The sequence below is a fragment of the Brevibacillus borstelensis genome, assembly GCF_037834415.1.
In the GTDB taxonomy this organism is placed as follows: Bacteria; Bacillota; Bacilli; order Brevibacillales; family Brevibacillaceae; genus Brevibacillus; species Brevibacillus borstelensis_A.
Genome location: NZ_JAUMSJ010000016.1, coordinates 67,364 through 91,052, shown reverse-complemented (window position 1 = coordinate 91,052; position 23,689 = coordinate 67,364). Strand labels below are relative to the sequence as shown.

The 23,689-nt window shown below is 50.2% G+C and carries 24 protein-coding genes; 23 read left to right on the top strand and 1 reads right to left on the bottom strand.

Going from position 1 to position 23,689, the window contains the following annotated elements; translation table 11 throughout:
- Window positions 1-82: 82 nt before the first annotated feature.
- Window positions 83-259 (bottom strand): hypothetical protein, encoded by a 177-nt coding sequence (locus Q3F21_RS14595; RefSeq protein WP_340254124.1) that lies wholly within the window; start codon window positions 257-259, stop codon window positions 83-85.
- 326 nt (window positions 260-585) lie between these two features.
- Here Q3F21_RS14595 and Q3F21_RS14590 point away from each other — a divergent pair, with 326 nt between their 5' ends.
- The 23 genes from Q3F21_RS14590 (at window position 586) to Q3F21_RS14480 (ending at window position 23,681) form a co-directional block, all read left to right on the top strand.
- Window positions 586-900, top strand: a complete 315-nt coding sequence (locus tag Q3F21_RS14590) for a YbjQ family protein (RefSeq protein WP_340254121.1) — start codon at window positions 586-588, stop codon at window positions 898-900.
- Window positions 901-1,101: 201 nt separating this feature from the next.
- Window positions 1,102-1,425 (top strand): SCP2 sterol-binding domain-containing protein, encoded by a 324-nt coding sequence (locus tag Q3F21_RS14585; RefSeq protein WP_340254118.1) that lies wholly within the window; start codon window positions 1,102-1,104, stop codon window positions 1,423-1,425.
- A 131-nt stretch (window positions 1,426-1,556) separates the two neighbouring features.
- Window positions 1,557-2,450, top strand: coding sequence for an AlbA family DNA-binding domain-containing protein (locus tag Q3F21_RS14580; protein ID WP_340254115.1), 894 nt, complete (start codon window positions 1,557-1,559; stop codon window positions 2,448-2,450).
- A 41-nt stretch (window positions 2,451-2,491) separates the two neighbouring features.
- Complete coding sequence (locus Q3F21_RS14575) at window positions 2,492-3,547, top strand: hypothetical protein (protein WP_340254112.1); 1,056 nt, start codon at window positions 2,492-2,494, stop codon at window positions 3,545-3,547.
- A 191-nt stretch (window positions 3,548-3,738) separates the two neighbouring features.
- Complete coding sequence (sucC, locus tag Q3F21_RS14570; RefSeq protein WP_340254109.1) at window positions 3,739-4,899, top strand: ADP-forming succinate--CoA ligase subunit beta; 1,161 nt, start codon at window positions 3,739-3,741, stop codon at window positions 4,897-4,899.
- A gap of 84 nt (window positions 4,900-4,983) precedes the next feature.
- Entirely contained in the window at window positions 4,984-5,886 is a 903-nt protein-coding gene (sucD, locus tag Q3F21_RS14565; protein ID WP_340254106.1) for a succinate--CoA ligase subunit alpha, read from the top strand.
- 219 nt (window positions 5,887-6,105) lie between these two features.
- Window positions 6,106-7,233, top strand: a complete 1,128-nt coding sequence (gene dprA, locus Q3F21_RS14560; protein WP_340254104.1) for a DNA-processing protein DprA — start codon at window positions 6,106-6,108, stop codon at window positions 7,231-7,233.
- A 109-nt stretch (window positions 7,234-7,342) separates the two neighbouring features.
- A complete protein-coding gene (gene topA / locus Q3F21_RS14555) occupies window positions 7,343-9,421 on the top strand; it encodes a type I DNA topoisomerase (RefSeq protein WP_340254101.1) in 2,079 nt (692 codons plus the stop codon).
- A gap of 21 nt (window positions 9,422-9,442) precedes the next feature.
- A complete protein-coding gene (trmFO, locus tag Q3F21_RS14550; protein WP_340254098.1) occupies window positions 9,443-10,765 on the top strand; it encodes an FADH(2)-oxidizing methylenetetrahydrofolate--tRNA-(uracil(54)-C(5))-methyltransferase TrmFO in 1,323 nt (440 codons plus the stop codon).
- A 55-nt stretch (window positions 10,766-10,820) separates the two neighbouring features.
- The gene (gene xerC / locus Q3F21_RS14545) at window positions 10,821-11,762 is read left to right on the top strand and encodes a tyrosine recombinase XerC (protein WP_340254095.1); all 942 of its coding nucleotides are present in this window, start codon (window positions 10,821-10,823) and stop codon (window positions 11,760-11,762) included.
- A 16-nt stretch (window positions 11,763-11,778) separates the two neighbouring features.
- Complete coding sequence (gene hslV, locus Q3F21_RS14540) at window positions 11,779-12,321, top strand: ATP-dependent protease subunit HslV (RefSeq protein WP_340254092.1); 543 nt, start codon at window positions 11,779-11,781, stop codon at window positions 12,319-12,321.
- A gap of 19 nt (window positions 12,322-12,340) precedes the next feature.
- A complete protein-coding gene (gene hslU / locus Q3F21_RS14535; protein ID WP_340254089.1) occupies window positions 12,341-13,735 on the top strand; it encodes an ATP-dependent protease ATPase subunit HslU in 1,395 nt (464 codons plus the stop codon).
- Between the two features lie 39 nt (window positions 13,736-13,774).
- On the top strand, window positions 13,775-14,554 hold the full coding sequence (gene codY, locus Q3F21_RS14530) for a GTP-sensing pleiotropic transcriptional regulator CodY (RefSeq protein WP_340254086.1): 780 nt from the start codon (window positions 13,775-13,777) through the stop codon (window positions 14,552-14,554).
- A gap of 407 nt (window positions 14,555-14,961) precedes the next feature.
- A complete protein-coding gene (gene flgB / locus Q3F21_RS14525) occupies window positions 14,962-15,375 on the top strand; it encodes a flagellar basal body rod protein FlgB (protein WP_340254162.1) in 414 nt (137 codons plus the stop codon).
- A gap of 2 nt (window positions 15,376-15,377) precedes the next feature.
- The gene (gene flgC / locus Q3F21_RS14520) at window positions 15,378-15,836 is read left to right on the top strand and encodes a flagellar basal body rod protein FlgC (RefSeq protein WP_340254083.1); all 459 of its coding nucleotides are present in this window, start codon (window positions 15,378-15,380) and stop codon (window positions 15,834-15,836) included.
- Between the two features lie 18 nt (window positions 15,837-15,854).
- Entirely contained in the window at window positions 15,855-16,154 is a 300-nt protein-coding gene (gene fliE / locus Q3F21_RS14515) for a flagellar hook-basal body complex protein FliE (RefSeq protein ID WP_340254080.1), read from the top strand.
- 31 nt (window positions 16,155-16,185) lie between these two features.
- Complete coding sequence (gene fliF, locus Q3F21_RS14510) at window positions 16,186-17,766, top strand: flagellar basal-body MS-ring/collar protein FliF (protein ID WP_340254078.1); 1,581 nt, start codon at window positions 16,186-16,188, stop codon at window positions 17,764-17,766.
- A gap of 13 nt (window positions 17,767-17,779) precedes the next feature.
- Window positions 17,780-18,793 (top strand): flagellar motor switch protein FliG, encoded by a 1,014-nt coding sequence (gene fliG / locus Q3F21_RS14505; RefSeq protein WP_340254076.1) that lies wholly within the window; start codon window positions 17,780-17,782, stop codon window positions 18,791-18,793.
- A complete protein-coding gene (gene fliH, locus Q3F21_RS14500) occupies window positions 18,777-19,595 on the top strand; it encodes a flagellar assembly protein FliH (protein ID WP_340254074.1) in 819 nt (272 codons plus the stop codon). The genes fliG and fliH overlap by 17 nt, the downstream gene beginning before the upstream one ends.
- Window positions 19,592-20,911, top strand: coding sequence for a flagellar protein export ATPase FliI (gene fliI, locus Q3F21_RS14495; RefSeq protein WP_340254071.1), 1,320 nt, complete (start codon window positions 19,592-19,594; stop codon window positions 20,909-20,911). The genes fliH and fliI overlap by 4 nt, the downstream gene beginning before the upstream one ends.
- Before the next feature lies 1 nt (window position 20,912).
- Window positions 20,913-21,359, top strand: a complete 447-nt coding sequence (gene fliJ / locus Q3F21_RS14490; RefSeq protein ID WP_340254068.1) for a flagellar export protein FliJ — start codon at window positions 20,913-20,915, stop codon at window positions 21,357-21,359.
- Between the two features lie 12 nt (window positions 21,360-21,371).
- Window positions 21,372-22,271 carry a magnesium transporter MgtE N-terminal domain-containing protein gene (locus Q3F21_RS14485; RefSeq protein WP_340254065.1) on the top strand — a complete coding sequence of 300 codons (900 nt, stop codon included), beginning with the start codon at window positions 21,372-21,374 and terminating at the stop codon, window positions 22,269-22,271.
- 72 nt (window positions 22,272-22,343) lie between these two features.
- Window positions 22,344-23,681: a flagellar hook-length control protein FliK gene (locus Q3F21_RS14480; protein WP_340254060.1), complete on the top strand. Its 1,338-nt coding sequence runs from the start codon at window positions 22,344-22,346 to the stop codon at window positions 23,679-23,681.
- Window positions 23,682-23,689: the final 8 nt, after the last annotated feature.

Genomic DNA, 23,689 nt, shown 5'->3' with positions numbered 1-23,689 from the left:
ACGAATAATGTATCACCAAAAGAGTTGGGGGAAAACCAAAAAAGAGTTCCTCCTGTATAGAAGGATACTCTTTTTCAGATTGTCAGGGCCGAAGATCGTCTGCTTCGGAAAGCGGTTCACTACCGTTTGATCCGCTCTCTGACAGTATCTGTTCGATTTCGCCGGTGTCTCCCTTCGCGTTTATGAGCTCAACCAGCTGCTGCAGGCCTGTTGAATCTTCCATCTCCGTATGCTGTCTTGTCCTTAAAGGCTCTTTCATCAGGTGCCTCCTACGTTTCCATTATCGTATAGAATGCACTTCGGCTTATGATAATATGAGGGGTTGTTCCGGAGCATACTGAAGAAAACGATTGTCCCAGGAGGATATCCAATGTCCAAAAACAAAAACATCGATTTGCACAAGCAAGGTAGCAAAGGCAAAGCTGCAGAAGTGGCACCGCAGAAAGAGCGTACACCCGTAGAGCGGACGCAAACGAATCGCTAGTGGGCAAATATTATGTAACGACTACAAGTGAAACCCAACGTAAATTTCGACGTATTACATAGAAAGAGCGACTTAGTTTGATACAAACGGGAGGGTCCGGAATGATTGTTACAACAACCAATACATTGCAAGGGAAAGAGATCGAAGAGTATATCGATATTGTAAGCGGGGAAATTATCTTGGGCGCCAATGTTGTGCGCGATTTCTTGGCAGGCATTACGGACATTATCGGCGGAAGAAGCGGCGCATACGAAAGCAAGCTGGCAGAAGGCCGGGAGATGGCCCTTCGCGAGATGAAAGACAAAGCGCGTGCTTTAGGCGCGAATGCCGTCATTGGTGTCGATCTTGACTTCGAAACGCTCCGTGAGGGCATGATGATGGTGATCGCCACCGGAACCGCAGTTAGAGTCAGATAGCCATAGCCATTTCTGCACCGCAAAATCGTACCCGTGACAGCAGCGATACACGTTCACAAAAAGAAGAGAAGCCGGTTACTAGGTTAGTCCGGCTTCTTTTTTTGTCTTTACTCCATACCTTGTATGAGACTATGCTGTAAATAGAAGGAATATTTGGGCAGAGCGGACAGAAGCTGATAATTCCGGTTAGGAGTGATCCAAATGACAGTACAAGAAACGATTTCAACGTTGGCAGAAAAAATAAACGCTAATCCGGCTGGTTTGGAGGGGCTTCGCGCAATTTTCCATTTCCAGCTGAAGGACAGCGGCCTATTCCAGATAGCCTTTTCAGGGAATGCTGTAACGGTAGTCGAAGGGGGCCAGGAAGAAGCGGCTTGTGTATTGGAGATGTCGGACGCAAACTTCATCAAGCTGGTTCGGGGAGAATTAAATCCGACAGTTGCCTTCATGATGGGAAAGCTTAAAGTAAAGGGTGATATAGGGTTGTCCTTAAAGCTGCAGTCGATTCTGCAAAGATATCAATAACGCCGGGATCAAAAGCAAGTCATTTTTCTGGAAAAACCGGTTCATTTCCGCAATTAACAGAAAAATACTGGTCAATGGTCGAAAGGCTGATATAGAATAAGACAAATGAATCAGGAGCAAAAGAGGGAACTATGCGCCATACATGTACATTCTTAGCGATCATCAAGGAAGTGGATGAACAAAGTGTTCTCTTTGACTTTTACAACGTTACGAAACGGCCGGCAATGTCGAAAGAGCTGCTGAAGAATGCTGTCATACTGCCTCGCCATTACTTCGACTACCTGATGTACAACGGAGTTATGGAAGTGGAAAGCAGCGTTCTTTATCAGCCGCTGGAGGCGCAACCGGCAGCCATCGGGATGAATATTCGTTCCCTGGGAAGTTCTGTATTGTTTGATATGTGTTTTTCGCCACAAACCTACAAGCTCTGGCAAAACGCGGACATGATTATCACCGACATCGCATTGCCGGCTGACATTTTCGAGGAGTATGTGTACCGCTTGGGCGCAATCAGCCGCTTTCGTTATTTGGGGCGTGTGGATGACCCTGCCGTGGCCACGCAACTCGGCGAAAATGACATGATTGAGTTCAAGCGGGACTTTCTGCTTTCCAAAAGCGGCATTATTAAAACGGTGGTAGCCTTTGCCAATTCCAATAACGGCAATCTGTTTTTAGGAATTTCCGATGAGGGGGAAATCATCGGCGTAAACCATGAAGTAGAGCATTATGGGGACCCGGACAAATACGTTTTGGCCATCACGCAGTACATCCAGGACAAAACGGTTCCGTTTTTGACTCCATTTCCCAAGATAACGTTACGAAAAGTGCAGGATAAATATGTGGTCGCTATTTTCGTGGAAGTGGGCTCAGAATTGGTATGTGGCTTGGACAAGAACAACGAGAAATTCGTGGCCATTCGAACGAACAATCGCTCTGTCGCTGTTAAAGATCCGCATCAGATCGGTGAAATCTACGTGAAGCGTAAATTGGGCAGCGAAATCAGCCGTCGATTGGGGCTTCTGTGAGTGTATAGACAGAAAAGCGAACACGATGGGGAGGTACCTGCATGAAAGTGAATTTGCGGACGTATCTGTTTCCGGTGCTGATGGCCGGCTTGCTTTTGGCTGGGTGTGCAGAAAACTCAAATGGACAGCCGGATGACATGAAAAAGCAGATCGACAACGAACTAGGGTCGGTTGAAAAGGTTACCGTGCTGTCTACAGATGGTGTCGAAGTTCCTCTGGAATTGCAAACATTTCTCAAGGAATTGCCCCAGCAAGGGGGAGACTTGCAAAAGTCGGATCAATTGCTGGCCCGCGATGAAATCAGGTACACGCTTGTCTTATACAGGGCAAAACAGGCTCCGTTGGTTGTCGAAGTAGGAGAACAGGCAAGCCAGTACGGAGAAAATACGTACCGGGGACAGGGGGCAGTGAAGCTGTATCAATGGATTTACCGTCAGGCCGGAATGGGCCTGATTTCGGGCACATACCGGAACGCTGTGCTGTCGGCGGTGGATCTGAACCAGACCTTGTCGCTTGACAACGGACAGACGGAAGTTGTGCAGCAGACGTTTTTGGCGGCAGAACCGCTTGCCGAAAAAGAAAAGCAGCAATATCCGCTTCATCCGTACTATCAACTGAGGATAGACACCGGGGAGAGAATGCTGGACGTGACTTTGCTTACTCCGACGATGATCGCCATTCCGTTCGGTCGGGAGACGCAGTATTACCGGATTCAAGGTTCGCTGTTTTCCAAACTGACCCAGTGGATGCCTCCTCGCAAAACGACCGATGATTCCTTTCAGCAGCTTTATCAAGCTACGACGATCCGCTTGGTTGCGACCGGGGACGAAAAGGTGGCCGCGATGGAACAAAAGCCGACGGAGACCACTGTCGAGCAGGGAATGGCCCATCAATGCATCCGGTTGTTAAAAAACAGTGTTCCGCTCGCAAAGGCACCGCAAAATGCAGGGCAGGAAAGATACCAGCTGACGTTTATAGTAGGCGAGAAAAATCTTACCATACACTTTTTCAACGACTATTTCCGCTACCAAGGGAAGTGGTATGCGCAAAACAAGCTTGATGACGAAATTATGCGCCTCCTTGGGGCAAAAAAGTAGAAGCCAAATTTCATGAAGTTCGCCTCATATGGTCAGGATAAAAGAGAAGAAACCGATGATGAGACTACCACTTTTGCGAATTTTGTCGTAGAATAGTCATGTTGCACTGATAGTGGCAGTTTTTATCATGCAAAAGTTAGCGTCTGGCACGGTTGGACTGCCGATCTTTATCTGCCATAGGAGGATGGAGAATGAACATTCATGAGTATCAAGGCAAACAGATACTTAAGCAGTACGGTGTAAAAGTTCCTGAGGGAAAAGTTGCCTTCACAGTTGATGAAGCGGTTGAAGCGGCGAAAGCACTGGGCACTTCGGTCGTTGTGGTGAAAGCGCAAATCCATGCAGGTGGCCGTGGTAAGGCTGGTGGCGTGAAGGTTGCGAAAAACCTCGATGAGGTTCGTACATACGCCCAAGAAATCCTCGGCAAAGTTCTGGTGACACACCAAACCGGCCCGGAAGGAAAAGAAGTGAAGCGCCTTTTGATCGAACAAGGCTGCGACATCAAGAAAGAATACTATGTAGGTGTTGTTGTTGACCGTGCAACGGGTCGCGTCGTGATGATGGCATCTGAAGAGGGCGGTACGGAGATTGAGGAAGTTGCAGAGCGCACTCCAGAGAAAATCATCAAAGAAGTAATCGACCCTGTGACTGGCTTGACTGCTTTCCAGGCACGAAAGCTGGCATATGCGATCAACATTCCGAAAGAACTGGTTAACAAGGCTGTCAAGTTCATGATGGGCTTGTATCAGGCATTTGTTGACAAAGATTGCTCCATCGCTGAAATCAACCCGCTTGTTGTTACCGGCGACGGCGAAGTTATGGCACTCGATGCCAAGCTGAACTTCGACAGTAACGCTCTGTTCCGCCACCCTGACATCCAAGAGCTGCGCGATCTGGACGAAGAGGATGAAAAAGAAATCGAAGCTTCCAAATACGACCTGTCCTACATTGCCCTTGATGGAAACATCGGCTGCATGGTAAACGGTGCCGGTCTTGCCATGGCAACCATGGATATCGTGAAATTCTACGGCGGCGACCCAGCCAACTTCCTCGATGTAGGCGGCGGCGCAACGGAAGAAAAAGTTACGGAAGCGTTCAAGATCATCCTGAAAGACCCGAAAGTAAAAGGGATCTTCGTCAACATCTTCGGCGGTATCATGAAGTGCGATGTCATCGCAAATGGTGTCGTGGCCGCTGCCAAACAAGTGAAGCTTGATCGTCCGTTGGTGGTACGTCTGGAAGGTACCAACGTCGATTTGGGTAAAAAAATTCTTAACGAATCCGGTCTGAACATCGTTGCTGCCGAGTCCATGGCGGACGGCGCTGAAAAGATCGTAGCGTTGGTAAAATAACGAACATCCCCTGACGTACAGGTTCGATGGGCCATATTTTCGAACGGTATCTACACGTGATGAAAAAGGTGGGAAATATACGCGATGAGTATTCTTGTTAATAAAGACACGAAAGTCATTACCGTAAACATTACTGGTGCAACTGGACGTTTCCACGCGCAAGGTGCTGTCGAGTACGGAACAAAAATGGTCGGCGGCGTGAACCCTGGCAAAGGCGGCATGGAAGTTGACGGCATTCCTGTATTCGACACTGTGCAAGAAGCGGTAGACAAAACGGGCGCGAACGTTTCCGTGATCTACGTGCCAGCTGCGTTCGCTGCCGACTCCATCATGGAGTCTGTCGATGCTGGCCTTGACCTCGTAATCTGCATCACTGAAGGCATCCCTGTCCTGGACATGGTGAAAGTAAAACGCTATATGGAAGGCAAAAAGACAAAACTGATCGGACCGAACTGCCCTGGCGTCATCACTCCGGGCGAGTGCAAGATCGGCATCATGCCAGGCTACATTCACAAGCCAGGTAAAGTGGGGATCGTTTCCCGTTCCGGTACCTTGACTTATGAAGCGGTGCACCAAACTTCCACCCGCGGCATCGGTCAATCGACAGCGGTAGGTATCGGTGGAGACCCTGTAAAAGGAATGGAATTCATCGACGTTCTGGAAATGTTCAATGAAGATCCGGATACCGAAGCTGTTATCATGATCGGTGAAATCGGCGGTACTGCCGAAGAGGAAGCAGCAGAGTGGATTAAAGCCAACATGAAAAAACCGGTTATCGGTTTCATTGGCGGCCAAACAGCGCCTCCAGGAAAACGCATGGGCCATGCTGGTGCCATCATTTCTGGCGGTAAAGGAACAGCCGCTGAAAAAATCGCCAAGTTGGAAGAATGCGGTGTTCGCGTAGCGAAAACTCCGGCAGTAATTGGAGAAACCCTGGTTGAAGTTCTGAAAGAACGCGGCCTTCTCGAAAAAGTAATGAGCAACTAAGCAGAATTTCTGCTTGTGCAATAGAAAAGGACAGGCTCTGTGCCTGCCCTTTCTTTTTTTGTCCCTTTTCATGGCTGCGTCTTGCCAGTGCCCTGTTTTTACAGAAGTCCAACACGTTTCGACAAACAGGAAAAGACCTGAGCAGTCAAGTTTTCTAGAGCACCCCTCTGTCTCTTTGTAGAATAAAAGCAAAAGAGTGCGAGGGAGGTTGCAATGTAGATGACAGCTGTCGACAGACATGCAGAGGAGATGGGGTGGTATTGCGGGCTTGTGAGCATTCCGGGTCTGGGAAGAAAGAAGCTGCGAGAACTGTACGAAAAGCATGGATCGTTTTCGACAGTGGGAAAAGAGTGGCGTCACGTGGCGGCAGAGGCAGGCTTCTCAGCCAGAGTGATCGGAGCGGGAGTCGAGAGGCTGACCGAAGAAAGGACGTCGAAACAGCTTTCTTTTTTGAGAGCAAACAAAATCGGATTGATTGGATGCTGGGAAGAGGCCTTTCCTCCTTTGCTCCTCGATATACCCGATCCTCCGCTGGCTCTCTTCTACAAAGGCGACCGTGACCTCATGATTGGCCCGGCTATCGGCATTGTTGGCTCCAGAAAACCAACCCACTATGGACGTGCCGCCTGTACACATCTGGTAAAGCAGCTGTGCGGCGAAGGGCTGGTGATCGTCTCCGGCCTCGCGCACGGGATCGACGCGGAAGCCCATAAGACTGCTCTGCGGGTCAATGGGGCGACGATTGGCGTATTGGGTTGCGGCATTGATATCGTTTACCCTACTGCTCACCGTTCCCTGTTCCGGGAGGTTGAATCCGCAGGCTTGCTCATTTCCGAGTATCCGCCCGGCGTACCGCCTGTTCCGGGGCTGTTTCCCGAGCGCAACCGGATCATCAGCGGTTTAAGCGCAGGAGTAATCGTGATTGAAGCCGCGGAGAGGAGCGGCTCTTTGGTTACGGCCGATTGCGCGCTGGATCAAGGGCGTGAGGTTTTTGCCGTGCCCGGTCCGATTTTTTCCGAGGTGAGCGTCGGACCGAATAACTTGGTCAAACAAGGAGCAAAGCTAGTAACAGGTATCGAGGATGTCCTGAATGAGCTCCCTGCACACTGGAAGCCGATCGCGCAAGGAAAGAAAAGCAGTTCGGCGGCGGGCGAGGAAGGAATTGCCTTGCTGGATGCCGAAGAACAAAGGCTGTTTGCGCATATCCGCTACGAGCCGATCCATATGGATGAAGTAGGCCGGCACCTTACGGAAGCGGACCAGGCCCATTTGTATCGAACGCTGCTTAAGCTGGAAAGCAAAAATGTGATTGCCAGCCTACCGGGAGGGTATTATGTGAGACGATAGTCACTTCTGTCTGGAATCCTCCCGGAGCCTCAGTACTTCAACTGTTTGACAAATCGGATAAGCATATTTAATAATAGGGGAGATTCCTAACAGAAAGGGGAGGAAAAAAATGGCTGACACGCTAGTGATTGTCGAATCCCCGGCGAAAGCAAAAACAATCGGTAAATACTTGGGAAGCAAATATATAGTAAAAGCGTCCATGGGCCATGTGCGCGACCTCCCAAAAAGCCAAATGGGCGTTGATGTTACGCAGCAGTATCAACCGAAATACATAACCATTCGCGGCAAAGGCGACGTGCTGAAGACGTTGAAAGACGCTGCGAAAAAAGTAAAAAAAGTCTATCTCGCAGCCGACCCGGACCGCGAAGGGGAGGCGATCGCCTGGCATCTGGCTCAATATCTCGGCCTTGATCTGAACCAGCCTCTGCGGGTAGTTTTCAACGAAATTACGAAAGACGCCATCAAGGAAGCTTTCAAGCACCCGCGCCATATCAACATGGATCTGGTGAATGCGCAGCAGGCGAGGAGGATTCTGGACCGTCTCGTTGGCTACAATATCAGTCCGATATTGTGGAAAAAGGTGCGCAAGGGTCTGAGTGCCGGGCGGGTTCAGTCCGTCACTGTCAAGATGATCATGGACAGGGAACGGGAAATCCAGCAGTTTATTCCCGAAGAGTACTGGACGATCAGCAGCATGTTGATCAGCAAAGGAAAAGCTTTTGAAGCCAAATTTTACGGGATTGGCGACGAAAAAACAGAGCTGAAGTCCGAAGCTGATGTAAAACAGGTCATGGAGCGGATTGGCGACAATCCTTACCGGGTAAAAAAAGTCACCAAGCGGGAAAGAAAGCGAAATCCCGCACCGCCTTTCATCACCAGCTCGCTTCAGCAGGAAGCTGCTCGCAAGCTGAATTTCCGGACAGCGAAAACGATGCGGATTGCCCAAGAGCTTTACGAAGGGATTGACCTGGGCAACAAAGAAGGTGCAGTAGGTCTAATTACCTATATGCGAACGGATTCAACGAGAGTTTCCGTGACCGCCCAGAATGAAGCAAAAGAGTACATCTTGGAGAATTTCGGTGCAGACTACATATTGACAGAACAGCGTACACAGGCAAAAAACGAAAATGCGCAGGATGCGCACGAGGCGATACGCCCGACCTCTGTGCTGCGGGCTCCAGATCAGCTGAAGGAGGTGCTCAGCCGTGATCAGCTTCGCTTGTATCGCCTGATCTGGGAGCGCTTCCTGGCGAGCCAAATGGCATCTGCTGTTCTGGACACGATGAGTGTGGATATCGACGTAAACGGGGTAATCTTCCGGGCAACAGGCTCCAAGGTAAAATTCCCCGGATTTATGAAGGTATATATAGAAGGAAGCGACGACAATAAAGAGGAAGAGTCCTTCCTGCCCCCGATTGAGGAAGGCGAAACCCTCGAATTGAAGGAAATCGAACCCGCCCAGCACTTTACACAGCCGCCTCCACGCTATTCGGAAGCAAGGCTGATCAAGACGCTGGAGGAGCAGGGAATCGGGCGTCCTTCGACCTATGCTCCTACGCTCGAAACCATTCAAAAGCGCGGCTATGTGACTTTGGAGGAAAAACGCTTTCTGCCGACAGAGCTGGGGGAAATCGTCATCACCCTGATCGAAGAATTTTTTCCGGAGATTCTCGATGTGGAGTTTACGGCAAACATGGAGTCGGATCTGGACGGAGTGGAAGACGGCAAGGCGGATTGGGTAAAGGTGCTGGATGAGTTTTATCAAGGTTTCGCCAAACGGGTGTCCGTCGCTGAAGAGCAGATGGAGGAAGTCGAAATAAAAGACGAAGAATCAGACGAGTTTTGTGAGCTCTGCGGAAGTGTCATGGTTTACAAGCTTGGACGCTTCGGGAAGTTTCTCGCCTGCTCCGGATTCCCTGATTGCCGAAATACAAAGCCGATCGTTAAAGAGATTGGCGTAAAGTGCCCAAACTGTGAAACCGGATCGATCATTGAACGTAAATCCAAGAAGAACCGTATTTTCTATGGATGCAACAGGTACCCGGACTGCGATTTTGTCTCTTGGGATAAGCCAATATCGCGCCCCTGCCCGAAATGCAGCAGCTTGCTGGTCGAGAAAAAGCGCAAGAAACAGGGCGTCAGCGTGGTGTGCACCAAGTGCGATTACCAGGAAGAAGCAGATTCCTGAGAACGTATGGAGGATAACAGCATGACAAATCAACCGTATGTGACAGTGGTCGGCGCCGGGCTTGCGGGGAGTGAAGCAGCCTGGCAGATCGCCCAATCGGGCGTACGCGTAAAACTGTACGAGATGCGCCCGGCAAAGCAGACGCCGGCCCATCATACCGATAAATTTGCCGAACTTGTTTGCAGCAACTCTTTGCGTGCCAACTCGCTGACCAATGCAGTAGGTGTGTTAAAGGAAGAAATGCGCTGCTTCGAATCTGTCATTATCGGAGCAGCGGACAAATGTGCGGTGCCTGCCGGCGGAGCGCTGGCAGTAGACCGGCATGAATTTGCCGAGTACGTCACCGATGCCGTACGGAACCATCGGCTGATTGACGTAATGACAGAAGAAGTTGCAGAAATCCCGGACGGTATCGTCGTCATTGCGACAGGACCGCTTACTTCGCCGGCTTTGTCTGAGCAGCTCAAGTCCTTGACCGGCGAGGAGTACCTGTACTTTTACGATGCAGCTGCTCCTATTATTGAGAAGGATTCCATCGACATGGAGAAGGTCTTTGTGGCTTCCCGCTACGACAAAGGCGAAGCGGCATATCTAAACTGCCCGATGTCGGAGGAAGAATTCAATCGCTTTTACGATGCTCTGATCGAAGCGGAGGCTGTTCCGCTCAAGGATTTCGAGAAGGAAATTTTCTTTGAAGGCTGCATGCCGATCGAAGTCATGGCAAAAAGGGGCCGGCAAACCATGCTGTTTGGTCCATTAAAGCCGGTTGGACTGATTGATCCCCGTACCGGAAAACAGCCGTATGCGGTTGTTCAGCTTCGTCAGGATAACAGCGCGGCAACGCTTTACAACATCGTCGGCTTCCAGACGCATCTCAAATGGCCAGAGCAAAAGCGAGTCTTTTCCATGATTCCCGGTCTTGAGAACTGCGAAATTATCCGTTACGGCGTCATGCATCGGAATACATTCATCAATTCCCCGAAGCTGTTAAAGCCGACATACCAGTACAAAGACCGGGATACGCTGTTCTTTGCAGGGCAGATGACGGGTGTTGAAGGATATGTGGAGTCTGCTGCGTCAGGCTTGCTGGCTGGTCTGAATGCGGCCAGGCTGGCCAAAGGCGAAGAGCTGCTCGTTTTGCCTCCGGAAACGATTATGGGCAGCATGGCCCGCTACATCACAACAACTGATCCGAATAATTTCCAACCGATGAATGCCAACTTTGGGCTTGTTCCGGAGCTTGAGAAGCGCATCCGCAACAAACGAGAGAAAAACGAAAAACTCGCTGAGCGGGCGCTAGACACAATTCAGAATTTTACACAAAAACGACACAAATTAGGTTGATATCAGATTTTTGGCTATGTTACTATATAGGTGCCTTTGAGGAGGTGCGTGTCAGATGGACAATTCACAGCAAATATCCACGGCAATTGAGCTGTTTGTAGGCTATTTGCGCGTCGAAAAAAACGCCTCTCCTCACACGGTGAAGCAATACGTGGCAGATATCAGCGAATTCGTCGCCTTTATGGAACAGCACCAAATCCCTGTATTTGCTGCTGTTTCTTATTTGCACGGCCGCTCCTTTCTCGCGCATTTGGCTAAAAAGGGTCTATCGCGGCGCAGCATCGCCCGCAAGCTGTCCAGTTTGCGAAGTCTTTACCGTTTTTTGTTAAGGGAAGGTCAACTGGCGCAAAATCCGTTTCAGTTGGTATCGACGCCCAAAGTGGAGAAAAAACTGCCATCCTTTCTGTACCCGAATGAACTGCAATCGTTTTTCGACCTGCCTGACACTTCAACCCCACTTGGCATGCGGGATCGGCTCATTTTTGAGCTGTTGTATGCGAGTGGGATTCGCGTGTCCGAGCTGGTAACTCTCACATTGGATGCAGTGAACGCAAGCATGGGAGTCGCCCTGGTTTACGGAAAGGGCGCGAAAGAAAGATATGTTCCGATCGGCAGTTATGCGTGCGACATTCTTCGGCAATACCTAGATAATGGAAGGAAAAAGCTTCTCGCCGACAAGGCTGACCACGGGTATCTTCTTCTCAATTATCGCGGGGAGCCGCTCTCCGACCGCAGTGTCCGCCGTATCGTCGACAAATACGTGGAGACGCACGCGCTCAATTTGCGTGTATCGCCTCATACGTTTCGTCACACATTTGCTACCCATCTCCTCAACGGAGGTGCGGATTTGCGTACGGTACAGGAGCTGCTTGGTCACGTCAATATTTCGACAACTCAGGTGTACACGCATGTGACCAAGGAACGGTTGCGCCATGTTTACGACGCAGCCCATCCACGCGCGGGTCATTCCCGCCCAGGATCGGCCGGAAGTACATAAGCGGGAGGAATCTGCAATGGAACAGTTTCACGCTACTACTATTTTTGCCATACACCATAACGGAGAAGCGGCCATGGCTGGCGACGGTCAAGTCACGTTCGGCAACAGCATGGTAATGAAGCGCGGCGCGAAAAAAGTAAGACGGTTGTATCGCGGCGAGGTACTTGCCGGTTTCGCCGGCTCGGTAGCCGACGCGATCACCCTGTTTGAAAAGTTTGAAGCAAAGCTGGAGGAGTACCACGGGAACCTGCAAAGAGCCGCTGTGGAATTGGCCAAAGAATGGCGGATGGACAAAGTTCTCAGGAGACTCGAAGCGATGATGATCGTTTGCAACAAAAACAATTTGCTTCTGATCTCCGGGAACGGCGAAATCATCGAGCCGGATGACGGTATTCTGGCCATTGGTTCAGGCGGAAGCTTTGCGCTGGCTGCAGGCAGGGCGTTGAAACGGTATGCGCCGCATCTGAGTGCAAGAGAGATTGCCGAAGCTTCTTTGCGGACAGCTGCTGAGATTTGCGTATTCACCAACGACAATCTCGTTGTCGATGAGATGAAGTGAAAGGAAGGGAGGACTCCTGGTGCTGAGCCTTGAACAATTAACCCCGCGCAAGATTGTAGAGCATCTGGACAAATACATCGTCGGCCAAGGCCAAGCCAAAAAAGCGATTGCCGTGGCCTTGCGCAACCGATATCGCCGGAACATGCTGCCGGAGCATATGAGGGATGAAGTCATACCGAAAAACATCCTGATGATCGGCCCGACCGGTGTGGGGAAAACAGAGATTGCTCGCAGGATCGCCAAATTAACAGGCGCGCCTTTCATCAAGGTGGAGGCCACTAAATTTACGGAAGTCGGATACGTTGGCCGCGACGTGGAGTCGATGGTTCGTGATTTGATAGAGGCAGCCATTCGCACGGTAAAACAGGAGAAGATGGAATCCGTCAAGGAAAAGGCTGAAAAATTGGCCAACGAGGCCATCGTGAATATCCTCGTTCCAACGCGAAAGCAGCAGCAGTCGTTTAAAAACCCGCTGGAAATGCTGTTCGGCGGCGGGCAGCAGCAGCAGCAATCCACTGAGCCGGAAGACACTTCGATTGAGCAGCAGCGCCGGCAAGCGAAGTGGCAGCTGGAAGCCGGACAACTGGAAGATCAGATGATTGAGATCGATGTGGAGGATCAATCCCCCTCCATGTTTGACATGTTCCAGGTTCCGGGTACAGAACAAATGGGGATGCAAATGCAGGACATGTTGGGCAATCTGCTGCCGAAGCGGACGAAGAAGAGAAAATTGCGAATTAAAGATGCACGAAAGGTATTAATTCAGCAAGAAGCGCAAAAACTGGTGGATATGGATGAAGTTACGCAGGAGTCGATCCGGCGAGCCGAGAATCATGGCATCATCTTCATTGATGAGATCGACAAGATCGCCGGCAAGGATGGGAGAGGTCCCGACGTATCGCGTGAAGGTGTACAGCGAGATATCCTGCCCATCGTGGAAGGTTCTACCGTGATGACAAAATACGGTCCGGTAAAGACTGACTTTGTTTTGTTTATCGCTGCCGGCGCTTTCCACATTGCCAAACCATCCGATCTGATTCCGGAGCTTCAGGGACGCTTTCCGATCCGGGTCGAACTCACCAGCTTGCGGGTAGAGGATTTCGTCAGGATTTTGACGGAGCCCAAAAACGCTCTCCTGAAGCAATACATCGCTCTTCTTGAAACAGAAGGGATTCGGGTAGAGTTTACCCTGGATGCCATTTCGGAGATTGCCCGATTGGCCGCAGAAGTAAATCAGTCCACCGACAACATCGGTGCAAGACGGCTTCACACCCTGTTGGAAAAACTTTTGGAGGACCTTTCTTTTGAGGCCCCTGAGATTCATCTGGATGTGGTGCAGATCACGCCGGAATACGTGCGCGAGAAGCTCGGCTCTATCGTCGGCAACAAGGATTTGAGCCAGTACATCCTATAAAACATACGATAGTCAATTATTGACTGGGAGGAAACCATAATGGATCTGTTGTCAAAAACAAGAAGAATCAACCGTCTGCTGCAAAAGTCAGCAGGACACGCGGTCAACTTTAGTGAGATGGCTCAAGTATTGAGCGATGTGATCGAAGCCAACATCTTTGTGGTCAGCCGCAAGGGAAAATTGCTTGGCTTTTCGATCCACCAGGAAGTAGACAATGAGCGCATCCGTAAAATGCTGGAGGAGCGCCGCTTCCCTGAAGAGTACAGCCTCGGCTTGCTCAAAGTGGAGGAGACTTCCGCAAACCTGGACGTTGACAGTCCGTACACCATTTTCCCTGTAGAGATGAAAGAAGTATTCCGCACAGGCTGGACGACATTGGTTCCAGTTATGGGCGGCGGTGATCGATTGGGTACTCTGATCCTTGGACGGGTCAATAATCAGTTTGTCGATGATGATCTGATCCTTGCCGAAGTAGGGGCAACTGTAGTCGGAATGGAAATTCTGCGCGAGCGTTCTGAGGCGATTGAGGAAGAAGCGCGCAGCAAGGCAGTCGTACAAATGGCGATTGGTTCCCTATCCTACAGTGAACTCGAGGCTGTTGAACATATTTTCGAAGAGTTGGAAGGCAAAGAAGGTCTGCTGGTTGCATCGAAGATTGCGGATCGTGTGGGTATTACGCGTTCTGTCATTGTAAATGCGCTGCGGAAGCTGGAAAGTGCCGGTGTGATCGAATCTCGTTCCTTGGGAATGAAAGGTACCTTCATTAAGGTGCTGAATGAGAAATTGCTGCCAGAACTGGAAAAGCTGAAAACTTCATGACACTTTTTTGATTCAAGTAAACCTGTTAGCCAGGTTTCAACTGTATAAATAACGGGTAAAGGTAAGGTGTAGCTAAACAGGCTACACCTTTTTCTAGGTCTTTAGACCTAGCTATTTGTCGAAATTGGGGGAATTGAATCGAAACTGTAAAAAAATATTAAGAAAAAAAGCTGGTAAATTCAAATATATGTAAGGTTCTTTTACAATTTTCCATCACACTAACAAAAACAGGAAGCTTCAGGGATTTAGTCCCATTGAATCATTTTGTCACAACTTGTGAGAATAGGGCTTTTTTCGTCATACCAGTTTTGCTATGATGGAGTCGTATTCTGGTGTCGAATTAACAGGAAAAAATGGAATTTTTGTGGGAATGGAGCGAAAAAGAAAGGTTTGGGGAGTTGAAAAAAATGCTCGTAAATAACCATTTAGGGATCTTGGAGCGATCCTTGGACGCGGCCACGCTTCGACAAAGAACGATAGCCAACAACGTTGCTAACATTGACACCCCGCAATTCAAGAGCAAGCAAGTTGTGTTTGAAGACCTACTTAAACAAGAAATGAGTGGGGCTTCTGGACAACAAAAGCTGCAGGCGTATCGTACCAATGCCCGGCATCTCCCATTCGCAGACAGCGGTCTGAATGTGGTGCCGAGAATCGTCTCCAACTCAGAAAACTTCGTTCAGAACAACGGCAATGATGTAGATCTCGAGTTTGAAATGAGCGAGTATGCCAAAAACCTGATTTGGTACAACGGGTTAACTCAGTTGACAGCGGGGCATTTTCAAAAATTGCGCAGCGTAATAGAAGGCGGAGGTAGATAAGAATGAGCTTGTTTCAAGGAATTGATACCAGCGCCTCCGCTCTGACGGCAAACCGGCTCAGACTGGATACGATTGCGGCCAACGTGGCCAACGCAAACACGACCCGCGCTACATATGTAAACGGGGCCTGGCAGCCGTACAGAAGAAAAATCGTTGAGTTGTCCCCGAGAGCGGCGAGTCAGTCCTTTGACAGCGTATTGCAGGGAGCAATAGGCATGGTATCCGGCAAAACGGAGCAAGGCGTACGGGTAACCTCTATCCGTGAAGACAATACCCGCTTCCAGCGAGTGTATGATCCAACGCACCCGGATGCTGATGGCGAAGGCTATGTTTTGATGCCGAATGTCGACATGATGAAGGAAATGGTAGACATGATATCGGCATCGAGAGCCTATGAAGCAAACGTAACGATATTGAACGGTGCGAAGAGCATGATGATGAAAGCACTGGAAATCAAGTAGGGAAAGGAGTTGTAACTGATGGATATTAACGCGCTTTCCCAGATTGGCGGAGTGCAGCCCCAATTTCAGACCAAAACCTATACGCCGGCTGAGGTAAGCAAATCGTTCTCAGCGTATCTATCCGATGCGCTAAGTCAGGTCAATCAAGCTCAGGTAGACTCGGCAAATTTGGCAGACCAGTTTGCGATGGGCCAAATTCAGGATGTCCACCAGGTCACGATTGCAGGGCAGAAGTCCTCGATCATGCTGCAAATGACCATGCAAGTTCGTAACAAAGTCATAGAATCCTATCAGGAAATCATGCGCATGCCACTTTAATGTTTTGGCGGTATCATTGGTGAGGTGAACCATGAACGAGCGTCTAGCACTATATAAAGATCAAGCTTTGGCGAAATGGAACCAGCTGCCTGCAAAACAGAAATGGATGATTTCCGGTATCGCACTCTTTTTGATCGTCTCACTTGGCCTATACATATACATCGCTTCACAGCCGGTGTACAAGCCGTTATACAACCAGCGGCTGAGTGAACAGGAAATCGGAATCATCAAGCAGGAGCTGGAAGGAAAGAAAGTACCATACCGAATTACAGACAACGGCACCGGTATTGAAGTGCCTGAGAAAATGGCACAGGATGTCATCGTTGACCTGGCAGCCCAAGGTATACCCAGCAAAGCAGGGATCAACTCTGAAATTTTCTCCAACACCTTGGGTGTGACTGACCGTCAATTTGACGTAATGAAGAAAGAAGCTCTCCAGCAGGAATTGCGCAAGATGCTGGAACGGGTAAAAGGTGTTCGCACCGCGCAGGTAATGATTACGCTGCCGCAGGAAAGCGTTTGGGTGACCGAGACGCCTGAGAGTGCGACAGCTTCGGTTATCGTCGATGTCGAACCAGGAACCAGATTGGACCAAAAACAAATCAACTCGTTGTACCTGCTTGTTTCCCGCAGCGTCCCCAAGCTGTCTCCGGACAACATTACGATTTCCGACCAGTACTCCAACTTGCTGGAGCGGACCGATGGCAGCGAGCCGGAGGGCAACCTGAGCGCTTACGAACAGCAAGAAAAAATCAAGGCTGACGTGGAAAGAAAGATTCAACAGAACCTCTACACGCTCTTGGGCACGATTATGGGCCGAGACAAGGTTATTGTTCATACCTTTATCACCATGAACTTCGATAAGGAAAACCGTGTTGAGAATCTGGTTGAAGCGCCAGACAAGGAAAACAACGAAGGACTTATCATCTCATCGCAAAAATTATCGAAAGCGTTTAGCGGCCAAGGCGCTCCTCCTGGAGGCATCGCAGGAACGGGAGCAAACGACACGCCTGGCTACCCGGGCAGCACGCCACAGGGCAATAACAGCCAGTATGAAGAATTAAATGACACAATCAACCGGGAAGTGAACCGGATCACCCGCAACATTTCCATGAGTCCTTATAAAATCGATGACATCACGATTAACGTAGGGGTAGAACCTCCCGAAGGCGCACAGATCGATGAACAAACAATCGAGAGCATCAAGCAAGTCCTTCGCAATGTGGTTCGCGTAACCTTGAGTGACAAAGGCATCGACTTGACACAAGATGAATTGGACAAGCACATTTCGGTTCTGCCGCGTCCATTCTCCGGAAAAGTCACGGTTGATAATTCCGGAAGCCTGACACCGGCAATCCTGTATGGTACGGGTGCAGTTGCGCTGCTGGCTCTGGGCGCTGTTGCCTACCTGATCTATCGCAGACGCAGCCAGGCGAAGCAGCAAGAAGAAGAATTGACAGATGTCATGTCTATGCAACCGACAGAGATACCCGACTTAACTTATCAAGACGACACAGATCAGGCAGTGGTGCGGAAACAACTGGAAAAATTGGCGCGCAGCAAGCCGGACGAATTCGTTGTTTTGCTTCGTACGTGGTTAGCTGAAGATTAAGGAGTGAAAGCAAATGGCTCGCGGCGCAAAGGAATTGTCAGGAAGACAGAAGGCTGCGATCCTGCTCATCTCTCTCGGGCCGGAAATTTCCGCCCAGGTGTTCAAGCACCTGAGAGAGGACGAGATCGAGCAGCTCACGTTGGAAATCGCCAACGTTCGTAAGGTAGACACGGATGAAAAGGACAAGGTCTTGGCAGAGTTCCATCAGATTGCAGTCGCTCAGGAAGTCATCTCTCAGGGCGGCATTACATACGCCAAGGAGATCCTGCAAAAAGCACTGGGCGAAACCAAGGCGATGGATATCATCAACCGCTTGACTGCAAACCTCCAGGTACGTCCATTTGACTTTGCAAGAAAAGCGGACCCAGGTCAGATCCTGAACTTTATCCAGAATGAGCATCCACAAACCATCGCGTTGGTCCTCTCTTATCTGGAGCCTCAGCAGGCAGCGATGATTCTCTCCGCGCTCCCTCAAGAAAGACAAGCAGAGGTTGCCAAGCGGATCGCTTTGATGGACAGTACGTCGCCGGAGGTTATTACACAAGTAGAGCAGGTTCTGGAACAAAAACTGTCAGCTACCGTTACCCAGGATTATACCCAGGCTGGCGGTATTGAAGCGATCGTCGCCGTTCTTAACGGAGTGGATAGAGGGACAGAGCGTACCATTCTGGACTCTTTGGAAATACAAGACCCGGAACTGGCAGAAGAGATCAAAAAGCGGATGTTTGTCTTCGAGGATATCGCTACTCTGGACAACCGTTCTATTCAGAGGGTTATCCGGGATGTGGAAAATGCAGATCTCCAGCTTGCGCTTAAAGTTGCCAGTGAAGAAGTCCGTGAAGTTATCTTCCGGAACATGTCCAAACGGATGGCAGATACGTTCAAAGAAGAAATGGAGTTTATGGGACCTGTCCGTCTGCGTGACGTAGAGGAAGCTCAGTCCCGTATCGTCGCAATCATTCGCCGTCTGGAAGAAGCTGGTGAGATCATCATCGCCCGCGGCGGAGGAGATGATATCATTGTCTAGGATTATCAAGCTGTCTCATTACCAGACATCGGACGAATCATTTCTTCTCTCCGTAAGCTCTTCACCCATACAGACGGTTGAACCGGCTGAAAGGTTGCAAGAAAATGTGCAGATTGTAAAAAATGCAGAAGAAGAAGCGAAAATGATTCTCCAGGATGCGGAAGAAACCGCTCAGGGACAGCTTCGCGAGGCGATGGAGCAAGCAGAAAAAATCCGGCAGGAGGCGCTTGCGGAAATCGAGCTTTGGTGGGAAAACAAACGGCAGGAAGCGGCCGAGCTCTTTGCCCAAACCGAGAACCAGGCCAGGGAACAAGGATTTCAAGCGGGTGTTCAAGAGGGCAAGCAGCTGGCATGGGAAGAAGAGCGGGAAAAGGTGGACGAGGCCCGCAACCTGCTGGAATTTGCCCATCGGGAAAAAGAGCGGATCATCGCTGAAGCAGAACCCTTTCTGGTGGAGCTAAGCTTGGAGATTGCGAAAAAAATCATTGGCAACGAGTTGGGGACATCGCCAGAAGCTGTACTGGAAATCGTGAAGAATACGCTTCAGCGGTCGCGGGTTCACGGAGAAATAACAGTCTGCGTAAATCACCGCCACTTTGATTTTGTTCAACAGCACCGGGCGCAGCTGCTCGCTCTTCTGGATGGACAGGCTGAGCTTGCGATCTACCCCGATCACACGGTAGATGAAGGCGGCTGTGTCATACGGACGCCGCTGGGCAGTGTCGACGCCCGAATTGATACGCAATTGACGGAGATCAGACAAGCGCTGCTGGATATCGCCAAGGGAAGTGAAGAGGCATGACTGTTCTTGATATCGGCAAGTACAGACATATCCTGCAAGGAATTGATCCTGTGCGCGTCAATGGAAAAGTGACCCAAGTAGTTGGATTGACGATTGAATCACAAGGTCCTGAGGTCAAGCTGGGGGAGATTTGCCACATCTACGCAAGTCAAAGTGAAGAACCGGTTGCAGCAGAGGTCGTCGGATTTCGGGACAACAAAGTGCTGATGATGCCGCTCGGCGAGCTGACTGCGATCGGCCCGGGCAGTGATGTGGTAGCCACCGGCCGTTCCCTGCACGTCAAAGTGGGCCCGGAAATTCTCGGACGAATTCTCGACGGGCTGGGCCGTCCGCTTCAAGGCAGTCTGCCGCTGGGGCTTGCTTCTTACCCGACATCGAACATGCCGCCTAATCCGCTGCTGCGGCCACGCATTCAGGAGCCTTTAAGTGTCGGCGTACGAGCGATTGACGGGTTGCTTACAGTGGGAAAAGGACAGCGCGTTGGTATTTTCGCCGGCTCCGGGGTCGGGAAGAGTACGTTGATGGGAATGATCGCTCGCAATACGACAGCAGATATTAATGTGATTGGATTAATCGGAGAGCGCGGCCGCGAGGTCATGGAATTTATCGAGCGCGACCTCGGCGAAGAGGGTCTGAAAAGGTCGGTTGTAGTCGTAGCGACGTCGGATCAGCCGGCCATGATACGGATCAAGGGAGCGATGATCGCAACCTCGATCGCCGAGTATTTCAGGGATCGCGGACTCAATGTCATGATGATGATGGATTCAGTGACGCGGTTTGCAATGGCTCAGCGCGAGATCGGCCTCGCGATCGGAGAACCGCCTGCGACACGCGGTTATACCCCTTCCGTTTTTTCCATGCTGCCAAAGCTGCTGGAACGCGCAGGAACAGCGGACAAGGGAAGCATTACCGCTTTTTATACCGTGCTTGTCGATTCTGATGACATGAATGATCCGATTGCCGATGCTGTTCGCGGAATTTTGGATGGCCATATCGTCCTGGACCGAAAAATTGCCTATAAGGGTCACTTTCCGGCTATTGATGTCATGGCGAGCGTCAGCCGCGTGATGAACGAAATTTGTACCGACGAGCATCTCGATGCGGCACGTCAACTGAAAAGTTATCTGGCTACATACAAGGAAGCAGAGGATTTAATTAATATAGGCGCTTACAAGCTAGGCACGAACAGGGAGATCGATCAGGCGATCCGCTACCGCGATGTCATTCGAGATTTTACCGTACAAGGCACCCACGAACCCTCGGATCTCCAAAGTGCCATCAAGGCGCTGACAGCTCATTTTGGGGGAGTGAACTAGTGTGAAAGTGTTCCAGTTTCATCTCCAGAAGGTCCTTGATGTAAAAGAGAAGGAAAAGGAGCAGGCTGAATGGGCCTTCGGGAAATCGATCCAGCGGAAAAATGAAGAAGAGTGGAAGTTGGGACAGCTGCACGAACTTCATGAAGAAGCGACAGGGATGCTGCACTCTGCGCAAGCTCAAACCGTCAGTGTAGCTCACTTGATGGAGATTACCCGTTACCGCCAATCAGTCGAGCGTTCCATCTCCAACCAGAAGCTGACCGTGTACGGATGCGAACAGGAAATGGAACGGTGTCAGCAGCATTTGACCGAACGCATGAAAGAAACGCAATTGTGGCACAAGCTGCGGGAGAAAGCCCATAGGCAATTTCTCGAGGCTGAAAAACAACGGGAACAAAAAGAGTTGGACGAAATTGGCACGCAGCTCTATCTTCGCAAAAGCAACTGATGGAGGTTCACTATGGAAGAGATCCAAGAAGAACGGGAATACAGCAGGTGGGAATGGTTTTTTTACATGATTGTCATCCCTGCTCTGTTTGCCACACTCCTTGGGGGCGTCTTTCTCAGCTTTCTGGGTGTCAACGTCTTGGGACAGGTGCTTAAATGGGCCAACAGCATTCCCTACGTGGAAAAAATAATTCCCGATGACTATGCGGCAGACGATGGAGAAGCGCTAAGTGCTGATAAGGGAAAACAGGTGCAGAGCCTGCAAGAGGAACAAACCAAGAACCAGCAAACCATCGCCAGCTTGCAAGGAGAAGCAGAGAGGAAAGACGCCGCCATTCAAGCGCTGGAGAAACAAGTTCAGGATTTGCAAAAAATGATCGAGGACAAGCGTACGACCGAGGAAGAACGCCAAAAACAGTACCAGGATTTGGCGAAACTGTACTCGACCATGTCCCCCAAAAATGCGGCGGCGATTGTCGAAAATTTAAGCCTCGAAGAAGCCGTTACCGTGATGAAGAAGATGAAGGCGGAGCAGCAGGCCAATATTTTGGCCAAAATGGATCCGAAAAAAGCGGCTGATATCTCGATCCTGCTCAAAGACTCGGTTGTTAACAAAGATGACGACATCGCAGCCTTGCAGGAGAGAGTCCAGGTGCTGACAAAGGCATTGAGCGAAACGCGGAAGGATTCCACCAGTTTGGACTCGCTCGTCAATACGTTTTCACAAATGCCTGCAGAGGATGCGGCTTCGATCATCCGCTCGCTCATGGGGACCAATAAAAATCGCGCAATCTCGATTTTGGCGGGCATGTCAAATGACAAGCGGGCATCCATTCTGGCAGCAGTAGCCAAGGAAGACAGCCAAAAGAAAGAGGATGTGGCAGCCCGAATTACTAGCGAGTTGCTTCGATAAGCGAAGGAGAAATTGATTCTTGTTCGCTTGTCGTTACCATAAGCAACAAAAAAACAAGAGGAGGTGACAGAGATGAATGCAGCTAATGTAACCGCGCCAGGCGTACCTGTTTCGACGGGGACCGTGCCCAACGGCTCGCCGATTCCGACAGGGACAGCTGCTCAACAGCAGACAGGGACTATGGGGAACTTGTTTGCCATGCAGATGTTGTCGGCCCTTGATCAATTGCAGGGAGCTGAGGATGCAGTCATCCAGGTAGAGACGGATGGAAGTGACGAAGAAGAGCTGGGGGAAATTGCCGATTTATTAGCCCTGCTTCAACAGTTGTTCAGCACATCCGCAATAAAGAACCAGGAAACCTCCAACGAGGAAACCATCAACGCCTTGGAAGCAAAAACAAAAGAGTTGTCTAGCCTCATGAATAAGCTTTCAGAGCCATTGACTTCGCCTGGCAATCAAGCCCAAAGCTTGCTGGCTATGTTCACTCAGCGGGGTGTTTCGCAACCAACTGCAGAGAAGCTTGTCGAGTTTTTGACTGCACTCACTCAGACCCATGAGCCTGTCCATCAAGCCGGATTGGTGAAAATGGGCAAGCAAGCAGAGGAATTGCTCCAACAATGGGGAGTTCCAGTGCCAAAAGGGGAAAAAGGAAAGGCTGAAGACGCAAAATCAAGCGGACAAGCCTTGCTAGCAGGTCAAGCGGCTCGTTCCAAGGAAGTGACAACGACCGTGCACGTGTCACAGCGGGCAAGCCTGATGTCGGCAGCGCAGCCGATCCGAGTCTCGCAGGCATTGTCCAGCTACCAAGCCGAGGCTGGAGTGCAGGCCAAGTCAACCACTTCAGGAAATCAGCAGCAAGCTTCAGATTTGATTTTGGAGCCTGATGCCAGCGTCTTGACTGCTCAACAGAACAATGCGAATGTGCAGACCTTTGGACAGAAACTAACTGTTCCGACTGGGGGTCATCCGATTCATTCGAATCAGTTCAGTCAGCAAGTGACACAGTTGTTTGTCAGGCAGATGAAGTTGACGCAAGTGGACGGAGTTCACGAGGCAAGGCTGATTTTGTATCCTCAATCGCTGGGGCAGGTTGACGTAAAAATTACCTCACACAACGGGGTGATTACCGCCCAGTTTTCGGCGGAAACAACCGCTGGCAAAGAATTGCTTGACAACCAGCTTCCACAGTTGCGCGCTGCTTTGACACAGCAGGGACTGCAAGTTGACCGCTTGGAAGTCAATCAGCAGCAGCAGACGGGAAGCTTACCCTTCCAGCAACAGCAACGGGAACGTCAACAGCAACAAAACAGTGAGAATCAGCAAAACAGCAAGCAAGACAAAGCTGAATTTTCACTTGAAGCCCTTGTAGATGGCAGTGCTGATATGGACAAAATCGGGTATTCCGGTTAGAGATAGGG

Coding starts and splice junctions, on each gene's coding strand:
- Q3F21_RS14595 (WP_340254124.1), bottom strand. CDS start 259: ATGAAAGAGCCTTTAAGGACAAGACAGCATACGGAGATGGAAGATTCA.
- Q3F21_RS14590 (WP_340254121.1), top strand. CDS start 586: ATGATTGTTACAACAACCAATACATTGCAAGGGAAAGAGATCGAAGAG.
- Q3F21_RS14585 (WP_340254118.1), top strand. CDS start 1,102: ATGACAGTACAAGAAACGATTTCAACGTTGGCAGAAAAAATAAACGCT.
- Q3F21_RS14580 (WP_340254115.1), top strand. CDS start 1,557: ATGCGCCATACATGTACATTCTTAGCGATCATCAAGGAAGTGGATGAA.
- Q3F21_RS14575 (WP_340254112.1), top strand. CDS start 2,492: ATGAAAGTGAATTTGCGGACGTATCTGTTTCCGGTGCTGATGGCCGGC.
- sucC (WP_340254109.1), top strand. CDS start 3,739: ATGAACATTCATGAGTATCAAGGCAAACAGATACTTAAGCAGTACGGT.
- sucD (WP_340254106.1), top strand. CDS start 4,984: ATGAGTATTCTTGTTAATAAAGACACGAAAGTCATTACCGTAAACATT.
- dprA (WP_340254104.1), top strand. CDS start 6,106: ATGACAGCTGTCGACAGACATGCAGAGGAGATGGGGTGGTATTGCGGG.
- topA (WP_340254101.1), top strand. CDS start 7,343: ATGGCTGACACGCTAGTGATTGTCGAATCCCCGGCGAAAGCAAAAACA.
- trmFO (WP_340254098.1), top strand. CDS start 9,443: ATGACAAATCAACCGTATGTGACAGTGGTCGGCGCCGGGCTTGCGGGG.
- xerC (WP_340254095.1), top strand. CDS start 10,821: ATGGACAATTCACAGCAAATATCCACGGCAATTGAGCTGTTTGTAGGC.
- hslV (WP_340254092.1), top strand. CDS start 11,779: ATGGAACAGTTTCACGCTACTACTATTTTTGCCATACACCATAACGGA.
- codY (WP_340254086.1), top strand. CDS start 13,775: ATGGATCTGTTGTCAAAAACAAGAAGAATCAACCGTCTGCTGCAAAAG.
- flgB (WP_340254162.1), top strand. CDS start 14,962: ATGCTCGTAAATAACCATTTAGGGATCTTGGAGCGATCCTTGGACGCG.
- flgC (WP_340254083.1), top strand. CDS start 15,378: ATGAGCTTGTTTCAAGGAATTGATACCAGCGCCTCCGCTCTGACGGCA.
- fliE (WP_340254080.1), top strand. CDS start 15,855: ATGGATATTAACGCGCTTTCCCAGATTGGCGGAGTGCAGCCCCAATTT.
- fliF (WP_340254078.1), top strand. CDS start 16,186: ATGAACGAGCGTCTAGCACTATATAAAGATCAAGCTTTGGCGAAATGG.
- fliG (WP_340254076.1), top strand. CDS start 17,780: ATGGCTCGCGGCGCAAAGGAATTGTCAGGAAGACAGAAGGCTGCGATC.
- fliH (WP_340254074.1), top strand. CDS start 18,777: ATGATATCATTGTCTAGGATTATCAAGCTGTCTCATTACCAGACATCG.
- fliI (WP_340254071.1), top strand. CDS start 19,592: ATGACTGTTCTTGATATCGGCAAGTACAGACATATCCTGCAAGGAATT.
- Q3F21_RS14485 (WP_340254065.1), top strand. CDS start 21,372: ATGGAAGAGATCCAAGAAGAACGGGAATACAGCAGGTGGGAATGGTTT.
- Q3F21_RS14480 (WP_340254060.1), top strand. CDS start 22,344: ATGAATGCAGCTAATGTAACCGCGCCAGGCGTACCTGTTTCGACGGGG.